Raw genomic sequence first — 16,168 nt, forward strand, 5'->3', positions numbered from 1 at the left:
TCAGCCGTATCGCCCGCAGCTTTCATCCTAACTTGTCTTTGCAACAGAGACCCGGGTCAAAGCCAGGACGCTGGCGTCTTTGGCAAGCGGCCATCCGGATCAACAGCGTCAAGACGCGGTGCGCCTTTCGCGTTCCAGCGCCACAACGCCACGCAACTCCCGCCCGGCGACATGAACGACGGGTAGACGACACCATCGAAACCATCTTCAAGCAGCCGCTGTCGCAGCTGGTGCGCCGGCGGCACCTTGCGTTCGTCAAGCAACATCCGCCACTCGCACAGATGAATATCATCGGAGACAGCGAGGCCGGACAGCACCGCGGGATCGGTGAGGTCGGCGAGCGCGGCATCCTTGAGTTCCAGCTGCGCGATCAGCGCCGGATGCTGGACGAAACCCTGATTATATTCTGCCCAGGCGGTTGAGAGTTCACGCGCCGCATAGATCGTCGCAGCACCCACGGGATTCCATCGGCCGCCGAAGCGGGCAGCCCCTTCGCCGGAAAGCGGCGCAAAGGCCCATTGCGGCACGAAGGCGCGCCATAGCGTCAGAGTTTTCCTGACTTTATCAGGCATAGACGCCGGATCGCACTGCCTCGAGATAGGCCAGAACCTTGTCCGATTTGCCTTCGCTTACCAGATCATAGGCGGTCTTGCCCGCCCAGCCGGGGATCGGTTGATGCTTGAACCAGATGGTCGCGCGGTTCTCGTCGCCGGCCATTTCGCTGGCCATGGCCAGGATGCGCACGACGTGGCTCAAGGCATGATCCACCTTGCGCGCGCCAGATTTCGCCGTCAGCGTATTGCGGGCAACGCCGATCAGCCGGGCAAGCTCGGCCAAAGTGACGCCAAGCTGCTTGGAGACCCGCTCGGCCGAAAGAAACGGCGATTGACCGTCCCCGAACCGGCTGGCCGTCATATCGAAGCTCAAAGCTGTCATGACACTTTCCTAGCATGGATTGATAAGTACATTATCAAAATATGCTCAAACCATGCGCATTTCAAGCGCAGACGGCAATCAAAGCGGCTGAGCCGGTTTTCGCCACCATGGATCCCGCTTTTCCAGAAACGCCGAAATCCCTTCCCGCGCCTCATCGGTTTCCCAGACATCGGCCAGCCGCTCGATCGTCGCCTCGATAACATCATCGGTGATCGGCATGCCCAGCGACCGCGCCAAAGCCTTGGATTGACCGGCAGCCCCCGGCGCGACCTGCAGATAGGGCTCGATCTCCGCTTCAACCGCTGCGTCAAGATCGCCTGATGGCACCACGCGCGTCAAAAGGCCCGCCACCCGTGCTGTCTCTGCATCAAAAATCCTGCCGGACATGAACAAGGGCCGCGTCTGCCCTTCGCCGATCCGCGCCACGACATAGGGGCTGATGGTTGCCGGGATCAGTCCGAGCCGGGTCTCCGTCAATCCGAACTTGGCGATATCGGCGGCAACAGCCACATCGGCGACGCACAAGAGCCCGACGCCACCGCCAAAACTGTTGCCCTGAACACGCGCGATGACCGGCTTCTCCAGATCGTTCAGAGCCTTGAACATCAGCGCCAGCCGCTTGGCCTCTTTCATGCGCGCCGCGCGGTCCGCCTCGATCTGCGCTTTCATCCAGCCGAGGTCGCCACCGGCGCAGAAGCTCGCTCCCTCGGCGGAGAGCACGACGACCCGCACGGCAGCATCGGCGCCCAGCAATCTTGCCACCGTGGTCAATTCGCTGATCATCGTGCCGGACAAGGCATTGTGCTTTTCCGGCCGTGCCAATGTCAGCGTTGCCACGCCTTTACCGTCAACCGCGACGCGTATGGTCTCGTAGGTCATGCCGTACTCCTCAAACTGCGCGCGAAAGAAGATGCGGCCTCAAGCGCGTCTTCATTAAGACCGGTCACAAAGCCACGGCTCTTCACAAAGCTGTCGACCAGCAAAGTATCCACGTTGCCCTTGGCCCCCGGCGCATAGGGGCAACCGCCGAGACCGCCGACCGACGCATCAAACACCCGGATGCCGTGATCAAGAGCCACACCGATATTATCGAGAGCCCGGCCTGCGGTGTCGTGGAAATGCCCGGCCAACCTGTCGGCAGGGATATCCGCCAGCACGGCCACCAGCATGCGGTCCACTGCCTCCGGCGTCCCCCGGCCAATCGTATCGCCGAGGCTGATTTCATAGCAGCCAAGCTCCAGCAACTGCGCCGCAACCTTGGCAGCGCTTTCCGGTGCTACCGCCCCGTCATAGGGGCATTCTACCACGCAGCTGACGTAGCCACGCAGTGCAATCCCCTCACCGCGGGCAGCCTGTGCCACCGGGCGAAACCGCTCGATGCTTTCGGCAATCGAGCAATTGATATTGTGCTGCGAAAACCCTTCAGAGGCCGAGGCGAAGATCGCCACCTCGTCCGCACCGGCTGCCAGCGCAGCCTCAAAACCCTTCATATTGGGTGTCAGCACAGCGTAGCGCACTCCCGGCCGCCGGGCGATGCCGGCCATCACATCGGCAGCATCGGCCAGTTGCGGCACCCATTTCGGGCTAACGAAACTGGTCACTTCGATCCGCTCGAAACCGCAGCCCGACAGCATATCGACCAGCCGGATCTTGTCCTGCGCGCCGATCAGAACCTTTTCGTTCTGAAGACCGTCGCGCGGCGCCATTTCGACGATCGACACCCGGCTCGCCGCAGAACCTTTTCCCGCCGAAGGCATCAGGCCTCCTCGGGCTTCAGCATCAGCAACACATTGCCCTCCGCTGCCTGGTCGCCTTCGGCGACAAACAGGCTATCGACGATACCATCCCGGCTGGCCGAAAGCGTCAGCTCCATCTTCATCGCTTCCATGACAACAAGCGGGTCGCCCTTCGATACTGCGTCTCCCACACTCACCCGCACCAGCTTGATCAGCCCCGGCATCGGCGCGGTCAGGCGGTCACTTCCCGCCGCACTTTCCGCTTCGCTGTCCAGTGGATCAGGAACATGGAAATCGAAGGCGCGGCCATCGACAAGAAGCGCGAAGCCTTTTGGTATCTCAAGCCGCTGCAACCGGCTCTGGCGGCCGTCGGCCTCGACAAGGCAACCGCCGTCGAACCGGCCGGAAATCCGCACCGGAATGACCCGGCTGCTGCCATGGACAGCAAACAGGTCGAGACCGCGCGCTGCCACACGCAGAATATGCCTCTCGCCAGCATGATCCAGCGTTACCGTGCGCGTCGCCTGCCCCCAGACCTGCCAATGCCCGAGCGTCCGCCAGGGGTCGCCGGCTGGCGGCGCCTGCAGGGTGCCGAGCGATAGCACGGCTGCCAGCGCCAGCGCCGTTTCATCCGGCGCATCGGTCACCGTCAGCACCTCGACCTCCCGGTCGATCAGCCCGGTATCAGGATGCCCGGCGACGAAATCCGGTTGCCGGCTGAGGCGTGCGAGAAAATCGAGATTGTTTGCGACACCGCCGATATGGCTGCTTTCCAGAGCCGAAGCCAGCCGCGCCAGCGCCGCTGCCCGCGTCGTGCCATGCACGATCAGCTTGGCGATCATCGGATCGTAGAATGGGCTGATCCGGTCGCCCAGCCGCACGCCCGCATCGACCCTCACCCCGTCAGCCGGAAAGCTGACATGCGACAGTGTGCCGGTCGATGGCAGGAAGCCACGGGCAGGATCCTCGGCGTAAACGCGTGCCTCGAACGCCCAACCATCGATCGACAATTCCGACTGTTTCAATGGCAACGGCTCGCCATTGGCCACCCGCAATTGCCACTCGACCAGATCGATGCCCGTGATTGCCTCCGTCACCGGATGCTCGACCTGCAGCCGCGTGTTCATTTCCATGAAGAAGAACCGGTCGGGCCAGAGCCCGTCGGAAACATCGGCGATGAACTCCACCGTGCCGGCACCACAATAATCGATGGCGCGGGCGGCTTTCACGGCTGCCTCCCCCATGGCCCGGCGCATTTCCGCCGTCATGCCCGGCGCCGGCGCCTCCTCGATCACCTTCTGATGCCGCCGCTGCAGCGAGCAATCCCGCTCGAACAGATGCACCGCATTGCCATGCCGGTCGCCAAACACCTGGATTTCGATATGGCGCGGCTTCATCAGGTATTTCTCGATCAGAACCGCGCCGTCACCGAATGCAGCTTCGCCTTCCCGTCGCGCCGCTTCAAGTGATGCGCCAAAATCCTCCACCCGATCCACGCGGCGCATGCCCTTGCCGCCGCCACCGGCGCGGGCCTTGATCAGAACGGGAAAGCCGATGGTGACAGCCTGCTCTCCCAGAAAGGCAGCATCCTGGTTTTCGCCGTGATAACCGGGAACCACCGGCACGCCCGATTGCTCCATCAGCGCCTTTGCCGCATCTTTCAGGCCCATCGCGCGTATGGCAGCGGCCGACGGCCCGATGAAGGCCAAGCCCGCCGCCTCGACGGCCTCGGCGAAATCGGCGTTTTCCGACAGGAATCCGTAACCGGGATGGATCGCCTGCGCGCCTGAGCGCTCGGCAACCGCGATGATGCGTCCGGCGTTGAGATAACTCTCGCTCGCCGCTGCCGCGCCGATGCGGAAGGCTTCGTCCGCCAGCTCGACATGCAACGCCCCGGCATCCGCATCGGAAAACACCGCGACCGTGCGAATGCCAAGACGCCGCGCCGTGCGAATGATCCGGCAGGCGATTTCCCCGCGATTGGCAATGAGTATTTTCGAAAACATCAATCTATCCCGGTCTATTGCGCGGCGACGACTTCAACCTCGAGCAGCCAGCTCTCATCGAAAATGCCGGCAATCACCACCGTCATCGCGGGTGCCAAAGTGCCCAGATATTCGGCACGGATTTCGCGGTTGGCCATCGTATGGTGCCGGTCGGACAGATAGGTCGTCACCTTGACGATATCGGTCTTGCTCATTCCGGCCGCCTTCAGCTGCGCATCGACATTCAGCCAGACTTGTCGCGCCTGCGCTTCGAATCCTGCAGGCAATACATCGTCGGAGTCAGCAGGAATTTGGCCGCTGACGAACAGCACGCGGGTAAAATCCTCGATCCGGACGGCCTGCGAATAACCGCCGCGCGGCTGAGGGGCGTTCTTGGCATTGAAAGCATCACGTTTCATGGTCTTTCTCCTTACATCCTGAACAGCCCAAAACGGGTATCGTCGATCGGCGCATTGAGCGCCACAGACAAGGAAAGCGCCAGCACGTCGCGGCTCTTGCGCGGGTCGATGATGCCGTCGTCCCACAGTCGCGCCGAGGCATAGAGCGGATGGCTCTGGGTCTCGAACAGGTTCAGCACCGGCTGCTTGAATTTCGCCTCGTCTTCATCGGTCCAGGGGGTGCCCGCCCGTTTCAGCGCATCGCCGCGCACTGTTGCCAGTACGCCTGCTGCCTGTTCGCCGCCCATCACCGAAATCCGGCTGTTCGGCCACGTCCAGAGGAAGCGCGGTGAAAACGCCCGCCCGCCCATGCCGTAATTACCGGCCCCAAAAGAGCCGCCGACCAGCATGGTGATCTTCGGCACCTTGGTCGTCGCCACCGCTGTCACCAGCTTGGCGCCGTGCTTGGCAATGCCCTCGGTCTCGTATTTCCGCCCGACCATGAAGCCGGTGATGTTTTGCAGGAAGATCAGCGGAATCTTTCGCTGCGAGCACAGCTCGACAAAATGCGTCCCCTTCAGCGCCGATTCCGAAAACAGCACGCCATTGTTGGCGATGATGCCGACGGGAATACCGTGGATATGCGCAAAACCGCAGACCAGCGTCGTGCCATAGCGCGCCTTGAACTCGTCCAGCCGCGATCCATCGACGACCCGGGCAATCACCTCACGGATATCGTAAGGCGTGCGCAGGTCCGAAGGCACGACACCGGCAATATCATCGGGATCGTAGATAGGCTCTTCGACAGCTTGCCGTTCGACATTGGTTATCGATGGCCGGTTCAGGTTGGCGACCGCCCGGCGCGCCAGAGCCAGCGCATGCGCATCGTCGCGCGCCAGATGATCGGCCACGCCGGAAAGTCGCGTATGCACGTCGCCGCCGCCGAGATCCTCGGAAGACACCACCTCACCCGTTGCAGCGCGCACCAGCGGCGGCCCGGCGAGGAAGATCGTACCCTGGCCTTCAACGATGATGGCCTCGTCGGACATGGCCGGCACATAGGCACCGCCCGCCGTACAGGACCCCATCACGACGGCGATTTGTGGAATGCCCGCCGCCGACATATTGGCCTGATTGTAGAAGATGCGGCCGAAATGGTCGCGGTCGGGAAACACCTCGTCCTGGTTCGGCAAGTTGGCGCCGCCGGAATCGACCAGGTAAATGCAGGGCAGATTGTTCTCCGCTGCAATCTCCTGCGCCCGCAAGTGCTTCTTCACCGTCAGCGGATAGTAGGTGCCGCCTTTGACCGTCGCATCGTTGCAGACGATCATGCAGTCACGGCCGGACACACGGCCGATGCCGGTGACCAGTCCAGCTCCTGGCGCCTCGCCCTTGTACAGCCCGTGCGCCGCCGTCATGCCGACCTCGAGGAAAGGTGTGGCCGGATCGATCAGCTGCGCCACGCGCTCGCGCGGCAGCATCTTGCCGCGGCTGATATGACGCTCGCGCGCCACCTCGCCGCCACCGCCAGCAGCCAGCGCCGCCGCTTCCTCAACAACACGCATGGCGTCTGCCATCGCCGCGCTGTTGGCGCGGAAGGTTTCAGAGGACGTGGTAATTTGTGATTTCAGAACGGCCATTCATTCCCCCGACCCAACATCCAGCAGAGTTTCACCCGTCACGCTCAAGCCGTCTCGCCAAAAATCTCCCTGCCGATCAGCATACGCCGTATTTCCGACGTCCCGGCGCCGATTTCATACAGTTTCGCATCCCTGAGCAGCCGGCCAGCCGGATAATCGTTGGTGTAGCCGTTGCCGCCCAGCACCTGGATGGTCTCGAGCGCCAAAGCCGTTGCCCGTTCCGCTGCGTAAAGAATGCACCCGGCCGCATCCTTGCGCGTCGTCTCGCCGCGATCGCAGGCCACCGCCACGGCATAGACATAGGCGCGTGCCGCATTCAGCGTCACATACATGTCGGCAATCTTGCCCTGCATCAGCTGGAACTCGCCGATCGCCTGGCCGAACTGCTTCCTCTCATGCAGATAGGGGACTGCAACGTCGAGGCAAGCCGCCATGATACCGAGTGGCCCGGCCGAGAGCACGACGCGCTCGTAGTCGAGGCCGGACATCAAAATACGCACACCGCCGCCGACACTGCCGAGCACGTTTTCTTCCGGCACTTCGCAATCGCTGAAGATTAACTCGCAGGTGTTGGAACCGCGCATGCCGAGCTTGTCGAGCTTCTGGCCGGTTGAAAATCCGGCAAACCCTTTTTCGACCAGAAACGCGGTGATGCCGCGGGGCCCGGCTTCCGGATCGGTCTTCGCGTAGACCACCAGCACATCGGCATCCGGCCCATTGGTGATCCACATCTTGTTGCCATTGAGCACATAACGGTCACCGCGTTTGTCGGCACGAAGCTTCATCGAAACGACATCGGACCCGGCCCCCGGCTCGGACATCGCCAGCGCGCCCACATGTTCGCCGGAAATCAGCTTCGGCAGATAGCGTGCTTTCTGGGCCTCTGAGCCGTTACGGTTGATCTGGTTGACGCAGAGATTGGAATGGGCGCCGTAGCTCAAGGCCACCGAAGCCGAAGCCCGGCTGATCTCCTCCATCGCCACGCAATGGGCGAGATAACCGAGACCGATGCCGCCGTAATCCTCGCCCGCCGTCATCCCGAGCAGGCCGAGATCGCCCATCTCTCGCCAAAGCGGCATCGGAAAGCTGTTGTTCCGGTCGATATCAGCCGCCTGTGGCGCAATACGTTCGCTGGCAAAGCGCTGCACGGTTTCGCGCAGAGCCTCGACCTCTTCGCCCAAGGCAAAATTCAAGCCGCCAGAATACATCAGGCCTCCTCCCTGTCGGACCACGCTGTGTGAAAGGAAGAAGACGCCATCCCGAGCGGCCCGAAGAGCCGTCGCGAATATCTGCATTCCTCCCCGCACAGCAGACGCTGCAAAACGCCAGTGCTGTGGACTCCTCTCCACTGCACCAGCACCGATTTTCGAGACTAACACACCCGCACAACAATTTCCGAACCAAGACAGCAGCTTGCACGCATGATTTGTAAAAAATTGCGGTGCGAAACGGCTCGTCCGATATGGCGGCGGCAAAGCCTTGAGCGCTAGGGCGCTATGCCATGCCGGTATTGATCGCGATTGTCCTTGCGCGAAACGCCTGCAGTCGCCAAGACGGCAGCAGAACAATGGGCAACGAGCACGTCATGTCAGCAAAACAGATCGCAATCGTCGGCGGCGGACCGGCCGGCCTGATGGCAGCAGAGGTGCTGTCGCTGTCCGGCCATACCGTAACGGTCTATGATGGCATGCCGACTTTTGGCCGCAAATTCCTGCTCGCCGGCAAATCCGGCCTCAACATCACTCATTCCGAGGACTATCAGCACTTCGCCACCCGTTTCGGGACGGCCTCGGACCACCTACGAAAGGCACTGGACGCTTTTACCCCGAAAGACGTGCGGACATGGGCATCCGGCCTCGGCACGGAAACCTTTACTGGCACGTCCGGCCGCGTCTTTCCAACCGTGATGAAGGCCTCACCGCTGCTGCGCGCCTGGCTGCGACGGCTGGAAGCGCAGGGCGTCAGGTTGATGACCCGCCATCGCTGGACAGGTTTCGCGGATGACGGCCTCGTCTTCGGCACCCCGGATGGCCCCATAACGGTCCAAGGCGATGCGACGCTGCTGGCCCTTGGCGGCGCCAGCTGGCCGCGCCTGGGTGCCGACGGAAGCTGGATTCCATTATTGAGAAATAGAGGCGTCGAGATCGCCGACCTGCAGCCCGCCAATTGCGGCTTCGATGTTGAATGGAGCGGCGTCTTCAAGGACCGTTTTGCCGGTGCGCCGCTGAAATCCGTCACCACCACATCGGACGCCGGAACCTTTCCGGGTGAATTCGTCATCTCCCGCCACGGGATCGAAGGCAGCCTCGTCTACGCCCATTCCTCAGCCTTGCGCGACAGCCTCATGCAGCAGGCCCACGCTACCCTGTTGGTCGATCTCGCTCCCGGCCGCAGTGTCGAGCGCCTGGCAAAGGATCTGGCGCGGCAGGATGCGAAAATCAGCCTCTCCAACCGCCTGCGCAAGGGCGCCGGCCTCGAAGGCGTCAAGGCAGCGTTGGTACGGGAGCTTGGCTCTCAAGCCATTCTGAACGATGCAGCCCAACTCGCGGGGCTGATCAAGACGCTCCCCATCCCCGTCGTCCGGCCCAGGCCTATCGCCGAAGCCATTTCTTCGGCCGGCGGCATCCGCCTTGATGCTCTCGACGAACGCTATATGATGAAGGCCTTGCCCGGCCTCTTTGCAGCCGGAGAAATGCTGGACTGGGAGGCTCCGACCGGAGGCTATCTGCTGACAGCCTGTTTTGCCACCGGGCGCGCCGCGGCTGCGGGGATCAACGAATGGCTCGCGATCCCGGCCTGAACCCGACCGGTTTCAGTTCGAACGTTTCTTCTGGGTTAACGGCATCTGGTCGATCAACTCAAACAAAACGGCTGCCGGCACCACCTCGTCCGAGCGGAATTTGACCGCGCCATCCTTGCCGACCAGCATCATCGCAAAAAAACCGTCCATCACGTCCAGATCTGACCTTATGGCGTAACAATTGAGGTCGTATTCCGGCCCGTACAGAGCCTTGACCTCGTTGCGCCCGACCTCCAGAACGATCATGTCACGCTCGCGCAAACCATCCGCCTCGGCAAGCAGTTGGTTTGCCTGACGCGCCGCTTCGATATGACTGTCATCGGGGAAAATAATCACCACCCGGTAACGCCATTCGAAATCCGCCAGACTCATGCCGCCCTGCTGCGGATCGATTTCGATACCGGAGACCGCGGCAGACAATGATTTCAGCATCGCCGTTATCCTCTCGCGTTGAACCCATGAGAAGACAAACTGGCAGGCGGGCATTTGGTTCCGGAGTTTCGGCCCGTCGATGCAGGCTGCGGAATTCCCCATCTCCCCGTCATTCCTGTGCTCGTCACAGGAATCCAGCCGCGGCGCGTCTGCGCCGTGAGAGGAGGTCCCCTTATCGGACGACATTCCAGGTCATCCGCGCCGTGGACACGGCGCACTGGATTCCTGTGACGAGCACAGGAATGACGGAAGAAGTGAGCCTGGTGCGGTCCCATTTACATTGCGAAGACCAAAGCCCAGCCGTCACTGCACCAGCATTGCCCGGAAGTCATTGACATTGGTCCCCGTCGGGCCCGGCTTGAAGATATCGCCGATCGTATCGAACGCAGTCCAGGCATCGTTGCGATCAAGCAGCGCCGCGCCATCGACACCGGTCTCGGTTAGGCGGGTGACAGTTGTTACGTCCGCAAAGGCTCCGGCATTGTCCTCCGACCCGTCGATGCCATCGGTATCTGCGGCGAGCGCCGAGATGCCATCGGCTCCATCTATCCCGAGCGCCAGCGACAGAAGGAATTCGCTGTTGCGGCCGCCCTTGCCCTTGCCCCGGATCGTCACCGTCGTCTCGCCGCCGGAAAGAATGACCACCGGCTTGCGAAACGGCCTGTTTCGAACGGCGACCTCGCGGGCAATCGCCGCGTGCACGCGCCCGACCTCCCGCGCCTCGCCTTCCATCGCGTCAGAGAGGATGACCGCCTCGATACCGGCTGAACGGGCGAGATCGGCCGCAGCCTCCAGCGACACCGCGGCCGAAGCGACAAGCCGGACCTCGTTGCGATGAAACGCCCGGTCTGCAGGGTTTGGAGCTGTAGATGCGTCGCTGCGAATGAATGCCAGCACTGTCTCCGGCAAGTCCAGCCGATAGCGCTCGATGTAGCGCAGCGCATCGTCACGTGTGCTGTTGTCCGGGATCGTTGGCCCTGAGGCCACCAGTGCCGGATCGTCGCCGGGAATATCCGAAACCACCAGTGAGACGACCCTTGCAGGCCAGGCCGCAGCCGCCAACCGCCCGCCCTTGATACCCGAAACATGTTTTCTGATTGCGTTCATGGCGCTGATGGGCGCGCCCGATGCCAACAGCGCCCGGTTGACGGCAATCTCGTCGTCCAGCGAAAGGTCCCCCGCCGGCAATGGCAACAGCGCCGAGCCGCCACCGCAGATCAGCGCCACAACGAGATCATCTTCAGCAAGACCGCTGACCTCGGCCAGCAATCGGCGTGATGCCTTCAACCCATTGTCATCCGGCAGCGGGTGCGATGCCTCCAGCACCTCGATCCGCTCGCATCGCGCTCCATAACCGTAGCGGGTGACGACCGCGCCCGAAAGTGGCCCGTCCCACAACCGTTCGAACACCTGCGCCATCTGCGCGGCGCCCTTGCCAGCGCCGATGACGACCGTGCGCCCCTTCGGCTTTTCCGGCAGATTGGCGGAAAGCACCTTGCCCGGATCGGCAGCGGCGACCGCCGCATGAAACAGCGTCTCGAGAAAGGCTTTCGGGTGGGCGATCGCAGCCATGTCTTTATCCTCATTCATGAAAGAAACCGGGCGGCCCTCCTCCTGACCGCCCGGTCCTTGTCGTCAGGCGACCGCGTGGTTTGCCATGCGTTCGAGAGCCGTGACGAGCCCGGAATGGTCGAGACCGGCATCGCCGTGAGCAGCGCAGCTGTTGAACAGCTCCTGCGTTGCTGCCGTGTTGGGCAGCGATACACCGATGGCCTTTGCCCCCTGCAGCGCCAGATTAAGATCCTTTTGGTGCAGCGAGATGCGGAAACCCGGCTCGAAAGTGCGCTTGACCATCCGGTCGCCGTGCACTTCGAGAATCCGCGAAGAGGCAAACCCGCCCATCAGGGCTTCGCGAACCCGCGCCGGATCGGCACCAGCCTTCGAGGCAAAAACCAGCGCTTCGGCGACAGCCTCGATGGTGAGCGCGACGATGATCTGGTTGGCAACCTTGGTCACCTGGCCATCACCGCAGTCGCCGACCAGCGTAATGTTCTTGCCCATCAGCTTCAACAGGGGCAGAGCCCGGTCGAAGCTTTCCTGCGCGCCGCCAGCCATGATCGACAGCGATGCGTTCTTGGCACCGACCTCGCCACCGGAGACCGGCGCATCGATATATTCGGCGCCCGTTTCACGGACCTTTTTGGCAAATTCCTTGGTCTCGATCGGCGAGATCGAGCTCATGTCGATGACCAGCTTGCCTTTCGACAGACCGAAGAAAACGCCGTTTTCACCGAACAGAACATCCTTTACTTCCGGTGTGTCCGGCAGCATCAGGATGGTGATGTCAACCTTCTCCGCCAGTGCCGCAGGTGTTTCGACGAACTTCAGGCCGTTGTCGATCAGTTCCTGCTTCGGCGGGATATGAAATGTCGAGGTAACGACGGTGTGGCCGGCATCCTGCAGATGGCGCGCCATCGGCGTGCCCATGATACCCAGTCCGATAAAGCCGATTGTGGCCATGATGCTTAACTCCTGATCTTGATGATGTCTGCGCCGCGGGCGGATTTGGCTGAGGCAAGCCAGCCCAGCCCTTCCGATGTCGTGGTGCGCGGCTTGTATTCGCAGCCGATGGAACCGTCATATCCGGCCGCATCCAGTGCCTCGAAGACGAAGGGATAGTTGATCTCGCCCGTGCCCGGTTCATTGCGGCCGGGATTGTCGGCCAGTTGCACATGGGCGATCTGCGCCTGGTATGTCTTGAACGTGCCGATCAACTCGCCCTCGGTACGCTGCTGGTGGTAGAGATCGTACTGAATGAACAGGTTGTCGCTGCCGACCTCGGCGATGATCGAGGCAGCCTGCTCCACCGTGTTGAGGTAGAAGCCCGGAATATCGAAGCGGTTGATCGGCTCGATCAACAGCCGGATGCCGTGTTTGTTCAGTTCACCTGCGGCCAGCCGCAGATTGGCAACGAACGTCGCCCGCAGCACCTCGTCCGATACCCCGACCGGCGCGATGCCGGAAAGGCAGTTGATCTGCGTGCAGCCAAGTGCCGTCGCATAATCGATGGCCGAGGCCACGCCGCGGCGGAATTCGTCGACACGATCGGGCAGGACCGCGATGCCGCGCTCACCGGCGGCCCAATCACCGGCCGGCAGGTTGTGCAGCACCTGGGTCAGACCATTGACCTCCAGTGCCGCCTTCAGCGCTTTGGCGTCGAAGTCGTAAGGAAAGAGATATTCCACCGCCGTGAAACCGGCCTTGGCGGCCAGTGCGAACCTGTCGAGGAACGGCACTTCGTTGAAAAGCATGGTCAGGTTTGCCGCAAACTTGGGCATGGGTAATCCTCCGTATTTCTATCAGTCGAGCAGGGCCATGATCGCCGTCGGGGCATCCTCGCCGCGTTCGGCCAGTTCCTCGAACTCGACCACCGCATTGATGTCGGCGCCCATCGAAATATTGGTAACGCGCTCGAGGATGAACTCGATGACGACAGGCACCTGGTGCTCGTTCATCAGGTCCTTGGCTCTCGAGAATGCCTCCTGGAACTCGTTCGGGCTCCTGACCCGGATCGCCTTGCAGCCGAGACCTTCGGCGACGGCCACGTGATCGACGCCATAACCCTTTTCCGCATCGCCGGAATGGTTGATATTGTCGAAGGCGAGGCTCACCTCGAAATCCATGTTCAGCCCGCGCTGCGCCTGGCGGATCAGACCGAGATAGGAATTGTTCACGACCACATGCAGGTAAGGCAGCTTGTGCTGTGCACCGACAGCCAGTTCCTCGATCATGAACTGGAAATCATAGTCGCCCGAAAGCGCCACGATCGTCCGGTCCGGATCGGCGGCACGCACGCCGAGCGCTGCAGGCAGCGTCCAGCCGAGCGGTCCGGCCTGGCCGCAATTGATCCAGTTGCGTGGCTTGTAGACGTGCAGGAATTGCGCACCGGCGATCTGGCTGAGGCCGATGGTCGAGACGTAGCAGGTGTCGCGGCCAAACGCCTTGTTCATCTCCTCATAAACGCGCTGCGGCTTCAGCGGTGTCTGGTCGAAATGCGTCTTGCGCAGCATGGTCCGCTTGCGCTCGCGGCATTCTTCCGCCCAGCCCGACCAATCCTTCAACTTGCCCGCCGTCTTCCATTCGGTCGCGACATCGAGGAACAGTTTCAGCGCTGCACCCGCATCGGAGACGACGCCGAAATCAGGTGCGAAGACGCGGCCGATCTGGGTCGGCTCGATATCGACATGCACGAACTTGCGGCCTTCCGTGTAGGTTGGCACGTTGCCGGTATGACGGTTGGCCCAGCGGTTGCCGACACCGAGCACAAAGTCGGAGGCGAGCAGGTTGGCATTGCCGTAGCGGTGCGATGTCTGCAGCCCGCACATGCCGGCCATCAGCGGATGATCGTCCGGGATCGTGCCCCAGCCCATCAGCGTCGGGATGACCGGAATGCCGGTAATCTCGGCAAATTCGGTGAGCAGATCGGACGCATCGGCGTTGATGATACCGCCACCGGCAACGATCAGCGGACGCTCCGCCTCGTTCAGCATGGCGATCGCCTTCTCAGCCTGCGCCCGCGTGGCGGATGGCTTGTAGGCTTCGAGCGGCGCGTAGGTGTCGATATCGAACTCGATTTCAGCCAACTGTACATCGACCGGCAGGTCGATCAGCACCGGACCGGGACGGCCCGAGCGCATCAGGTGAAACGCCTTCTGGAAGACGAACGGTACCAGCGCCGGTTCCATGACGGTAACAGCCCACTTGGTCAGCGGGGCGGCAATCCGGGCGATATCGACCGCCTGAAAATCTTCCTTGTCGAGCCGGGCGCGCGGCGCCTGACCAGTGATGCAGAGGATCGGGATCGAATCCGCCTGGGCCGAGTAAAGACCGGTGATCATGTCGGTGCCGGCCGGACCCGAGGTGCCGATGCAGACACCGATATTGCCATGCTTGGCGCGGGTGTAACCTTCCGCCATATGGGAAGCACCCTCGACATGCCGCGCCAGGATATGGCGCACCGAGCCCCGCGCCTTCAGCGCCGAGTAAAAGGGATTGATTGCAGCACCCGGAACCCCGAAAGCGCAATCGACGCCTTCCTTCTCCAGAACCAGAACCGCCGCATCGACTGCGCGCATTTTCGCCATGACTATTCCTCCATCGTGTGAGGATCAGGGTAATCCAAATTTTTCGACGGGCAATCAATAAATGGAAATCATTCTCATCAGATGGAAATAAACATCTTCAATGAATCCGATAGGAATGGCGACGTCTTGAGACATGCTAAGCGCATGTGGATGTCAGGTGATCGACGCAAAGCGCGCCAAGGGCGTTCCGCTTTCGGCAGTGATGCAATATGTGATGGACGACGAGACAACACGGAGCCGACATGCCGGACAAGCAAACCTCTCAGGACCCTTTGCGCGCCAAACGCGGCCGCAAGGCAGCCGAAAACGCCGTCCCCTCCTCCGTGCAGGTGCTCGACCGCAGCCTGAAGCTGCTTGACCTCGTGGCATCAGCCGATGGCGCAGCTTTGACCGAGCTTTCGGATCAATCAGGCATGGCGCCGTCCACGGTTCACCGGTTGCTCACCTCTCTGGCCAACCATGGCATGGTCACCCACGATGCAGAGACCGGTGCCTGGACAATCGGGCTGAAAGCTTTCGAGATCGGCAATGCCTTCCTGCGCTTCCGCAAGCTCGGCACGATCAGCCGCCCTTTCCTGAAACAGTTGATGGAGCATTCGGGCGAAACCGCCAATATCGGCATCGAGGACGGCGGCGATGTCGTGTTCATCTCGCAGGTCGAAAGTCACGCCCCGATGCGCGCCTTCTTCCGCCCCGGCCGCCGCGGCCCGATCCACGCTTCCGGCATCGGCAAGGCCATCCTCTCGACCTGGCCAAACGCCAGCATCGAACGCCTGCTCTCACCCAGGCCGCTTGCCCATTTCACCGAAAAAACCCGCGACACACTGCCCAAGCTTTTGGGCGATATCGAGACCATCCGCACGCGCGGCTGGTCGATCGACGATGAAGAACACACGCTCGGCATGCGCTGCCTTGCGGCCCCGATTTTCAATGAATACGGCGAAGCGATCGCCGGGATTTCCGTATCGGGACCGGCAGTGCGCCTGCCGGACGAAACGCTAACGGCGCTTGGACCGGTGGTCAAGGCGGCAGCCGATGGCGTGACGCAGGCGATGGGCGGACGGCGGGACGACAGCCAAACGCCTACGTCATGAAAG

At 61.9% G+C, this 16,168-nt stretch carries 15 protein-coding genes; 2 read left to right on the plus strand and 13 right to left on the minus strand.

Annotation, left to right across the window (positions count from 1 at the left end):
- Window positions 1–56: 56 nt before the first annotated feature.
- The 8 genes from R6X40_RS19270 to R6X40_RS19305 form a co-directional block, all read right to left on the minus strand.
- Window positions 57–572, minus strand: coding sequence for an RES family NAD+ phosphorylase (locus R6X40_RS19270; protein ID WP_318415418.1), 516 nt, complete (start codon window positions 570–572; stop codon window positions 57–59).
- Window positions 565–936, minus strand: a complete 372-nt coding sequence (locus R6X40_RS19275) for an antitoxin Xre/MbcA/ParS toxin-binding domain-containing protein (protein WP_318415419.1) — start codon at window positions 934–936, stop codon at window positions 565–567. Before R6X40_RS19275 ends, R6X40_RS19270 begins: the two co-directional genes overlap by 8 nt.
- Window positions 937–1,014: 78 nt before the next feature.
- Window positions 1,015–1,815: a crotonase/enoyl-CoA hydratase family protein gene (locus R6X40_RS19280; protein WP_318415421.1), complete on the minus strand. Its 801-nt coding sequence runs from the start codon at window positions 1,813–1,815 to the stop codon at window positions 1,015–1,017.
- Window positions 1,812–2,693: a hydroxymethylglutaryl-CoA lyase gene (locus R6X40_RS19285; protein ID WP_318415422.1), complete on the minus strand. Its 882-nt coding sequence runs from the start codon at window positions 2,691–2,693 to the stop codon at window positions 1,812–1,814. Before R6X40_RS19285 ends, R6X40_RS19280 begins: the two co-directional genes overlap by 4 nt.
- Window positions 2,693–4,678 (minus strand): acetyl/propionyl/methylcrotonyl-CoA carboxylase subunit alpha, encoded by a 1,986-nt coding sequence (locus tag R6X40_RS19290; protein ID WP_318415423.1) that lies wholly within the window; start codon window positions 4,676–4,678, stop codon window positions 2,693–2,695. Before R6X40_RS19290 ends, R6X40_RS19285 begins: the two co-directional genes overlap by 1 nt.
- A 14-nt stretch (window positions 4,679–4,692) precedes the next feature.
- Entirely contained in the window at window positions 4,693–5,076 is a 384-nt protein-coding gene (locus R6X40_RS19295; protein ID WP_318415424.1) for a RidA family protein, read from the minus strand.
- Between the two features lie 11 nt (window positions 5,077–5,087).
- Window positions 5,088–6,695 (minus strand): carboxyl transferase domain-containing protein, encoded by a 1,608-nt coding sequence (locus tag R6X40_RS19300; RefSeq protein ID WP_318415425.1) that lies wholly within the window; start codon window positions 6,693–6,695, stop codon window positions 5,088–5,090.
- Between the two features lie 44 nt (window positions 6,696–6,739).
- Entirely contained in the window at window positions 6,740–7,903 is a 1,164-nt protein-coding gene (locus R6X40_RS19305; protein WP_318415426.1) for an isovaleryl-CoA dehydrogenase, read from the minus strand.
- 377 nt (window positions 7,904–8,280) lie between these two features.
- Here R6X40_RS19305 and R6X40_RS19310 point away from each other — a divergent pair, with 377 nt between their 5' ends.
- Complete coding sequence (locus tag R6X40_RS19310) at window positions 8,281–9,495, plus strand: TIGR03862 family flavoprotein (protein WP_318415427.1); 1,215 nt, start codon at window positions 8,281–8,283, stop codon at window positions 9,493–9,495.
- Window positions 9,496–9,507: 12 nt separating this feature from the next.
- Here the strand turns inward: R6X40_RS19310 and R6X40_RS19315 are convergent, their stop codons facing one another.
- The 5 genes from R6X40_RS19315 to gcl form a co-directional block, all read right to left on the minus strand.
- Window positions 9,508–10,113, minus strand: coding sequence for a DUF4174 domain-containing protein (locus tag R6X40_RS19315; RefSeq protein ID WP_318415429.1), 606 nt, complete (start codon window positions 10,111–10,113; stop codon window positions 9,508–9,510).
- Between the two features lie 117 nt (window positions 10,114–10,230).
- A complete protein-coding gene (locus R6X40_RS19320) occupies window positions 10,231–11,499 on the minus strand; it encodes a glycerate kinase (RefSeq protein WP_318415430.1) in 1,269 nt (422 codons plus the stop codon).
- Between the two features lie 63 nt (window positions 11,500–11,562).
- Complete coding sequence (locus tag R6X40_RS19325; protein WP_318415431.1) at window positions 11,563–12,447, minus strand: 2-hydroxy-3-oxopropionate reductase; 885 nt, start codon at window positions 12,445–12,447, stop codon at window positions 11,563–11,565.
- 5 nt (window positions 12,448–12,452) lie between these two features.
- Complete coding sequence (hyi, locus tag R6X40_RS19330; protein WP_318415432.1) at window positions 12,453–13,265, minus strand: hydroxypyruvate isomerase; 813 nt, start codon at window positions 13,263–13,265, stop codon at window positions 12,453–12,455.
- A 21-nt stretch (window positions 13,266–13,286) separates the two neighbouring features.
- Window positions 13,287–15,071 carry a glyoxylate carboligase gene (gene gcl / locus R6X40_RS19335; protein WP_318415433.1) on the minus strand — a complete coding sequence of 595 codons (1,785 nt, stop codon included), beginning with the start codon at window positions 15,069–15,071 and terminating at the stop codon, window positions 13,287–13,289.
- Between the two features lie 242 nt (window positions 15,072–15,313).
- Here gcl and R6X40_RS19340 point away from each other — a divergent pair, with 242 nt between their 5' ends.
- Window positions 15,314–16,165 (plus strand): IclR family transcriptional regulator, encoded by an 852-nt coding sequence (locus tag R6X40_RS19340; RefSeq protein ID WP_318415435.1) that lies wholly within the window; start codon window positions 15,314–15,316, stop codon window positions 16,163–16,165.
- Window positions 16,166–16,168: the final 3 nt, after the last annotated feature.

Source organism: Rhizobium sp. PL01 (assembly GCF_033447125.1).
Classification (GTDB): domain Bacteria; phylum Pseudomonadota; class Alphaproteobacteria; order Rhizobiales; family Rhizobiaceae; genus Pararhizobium.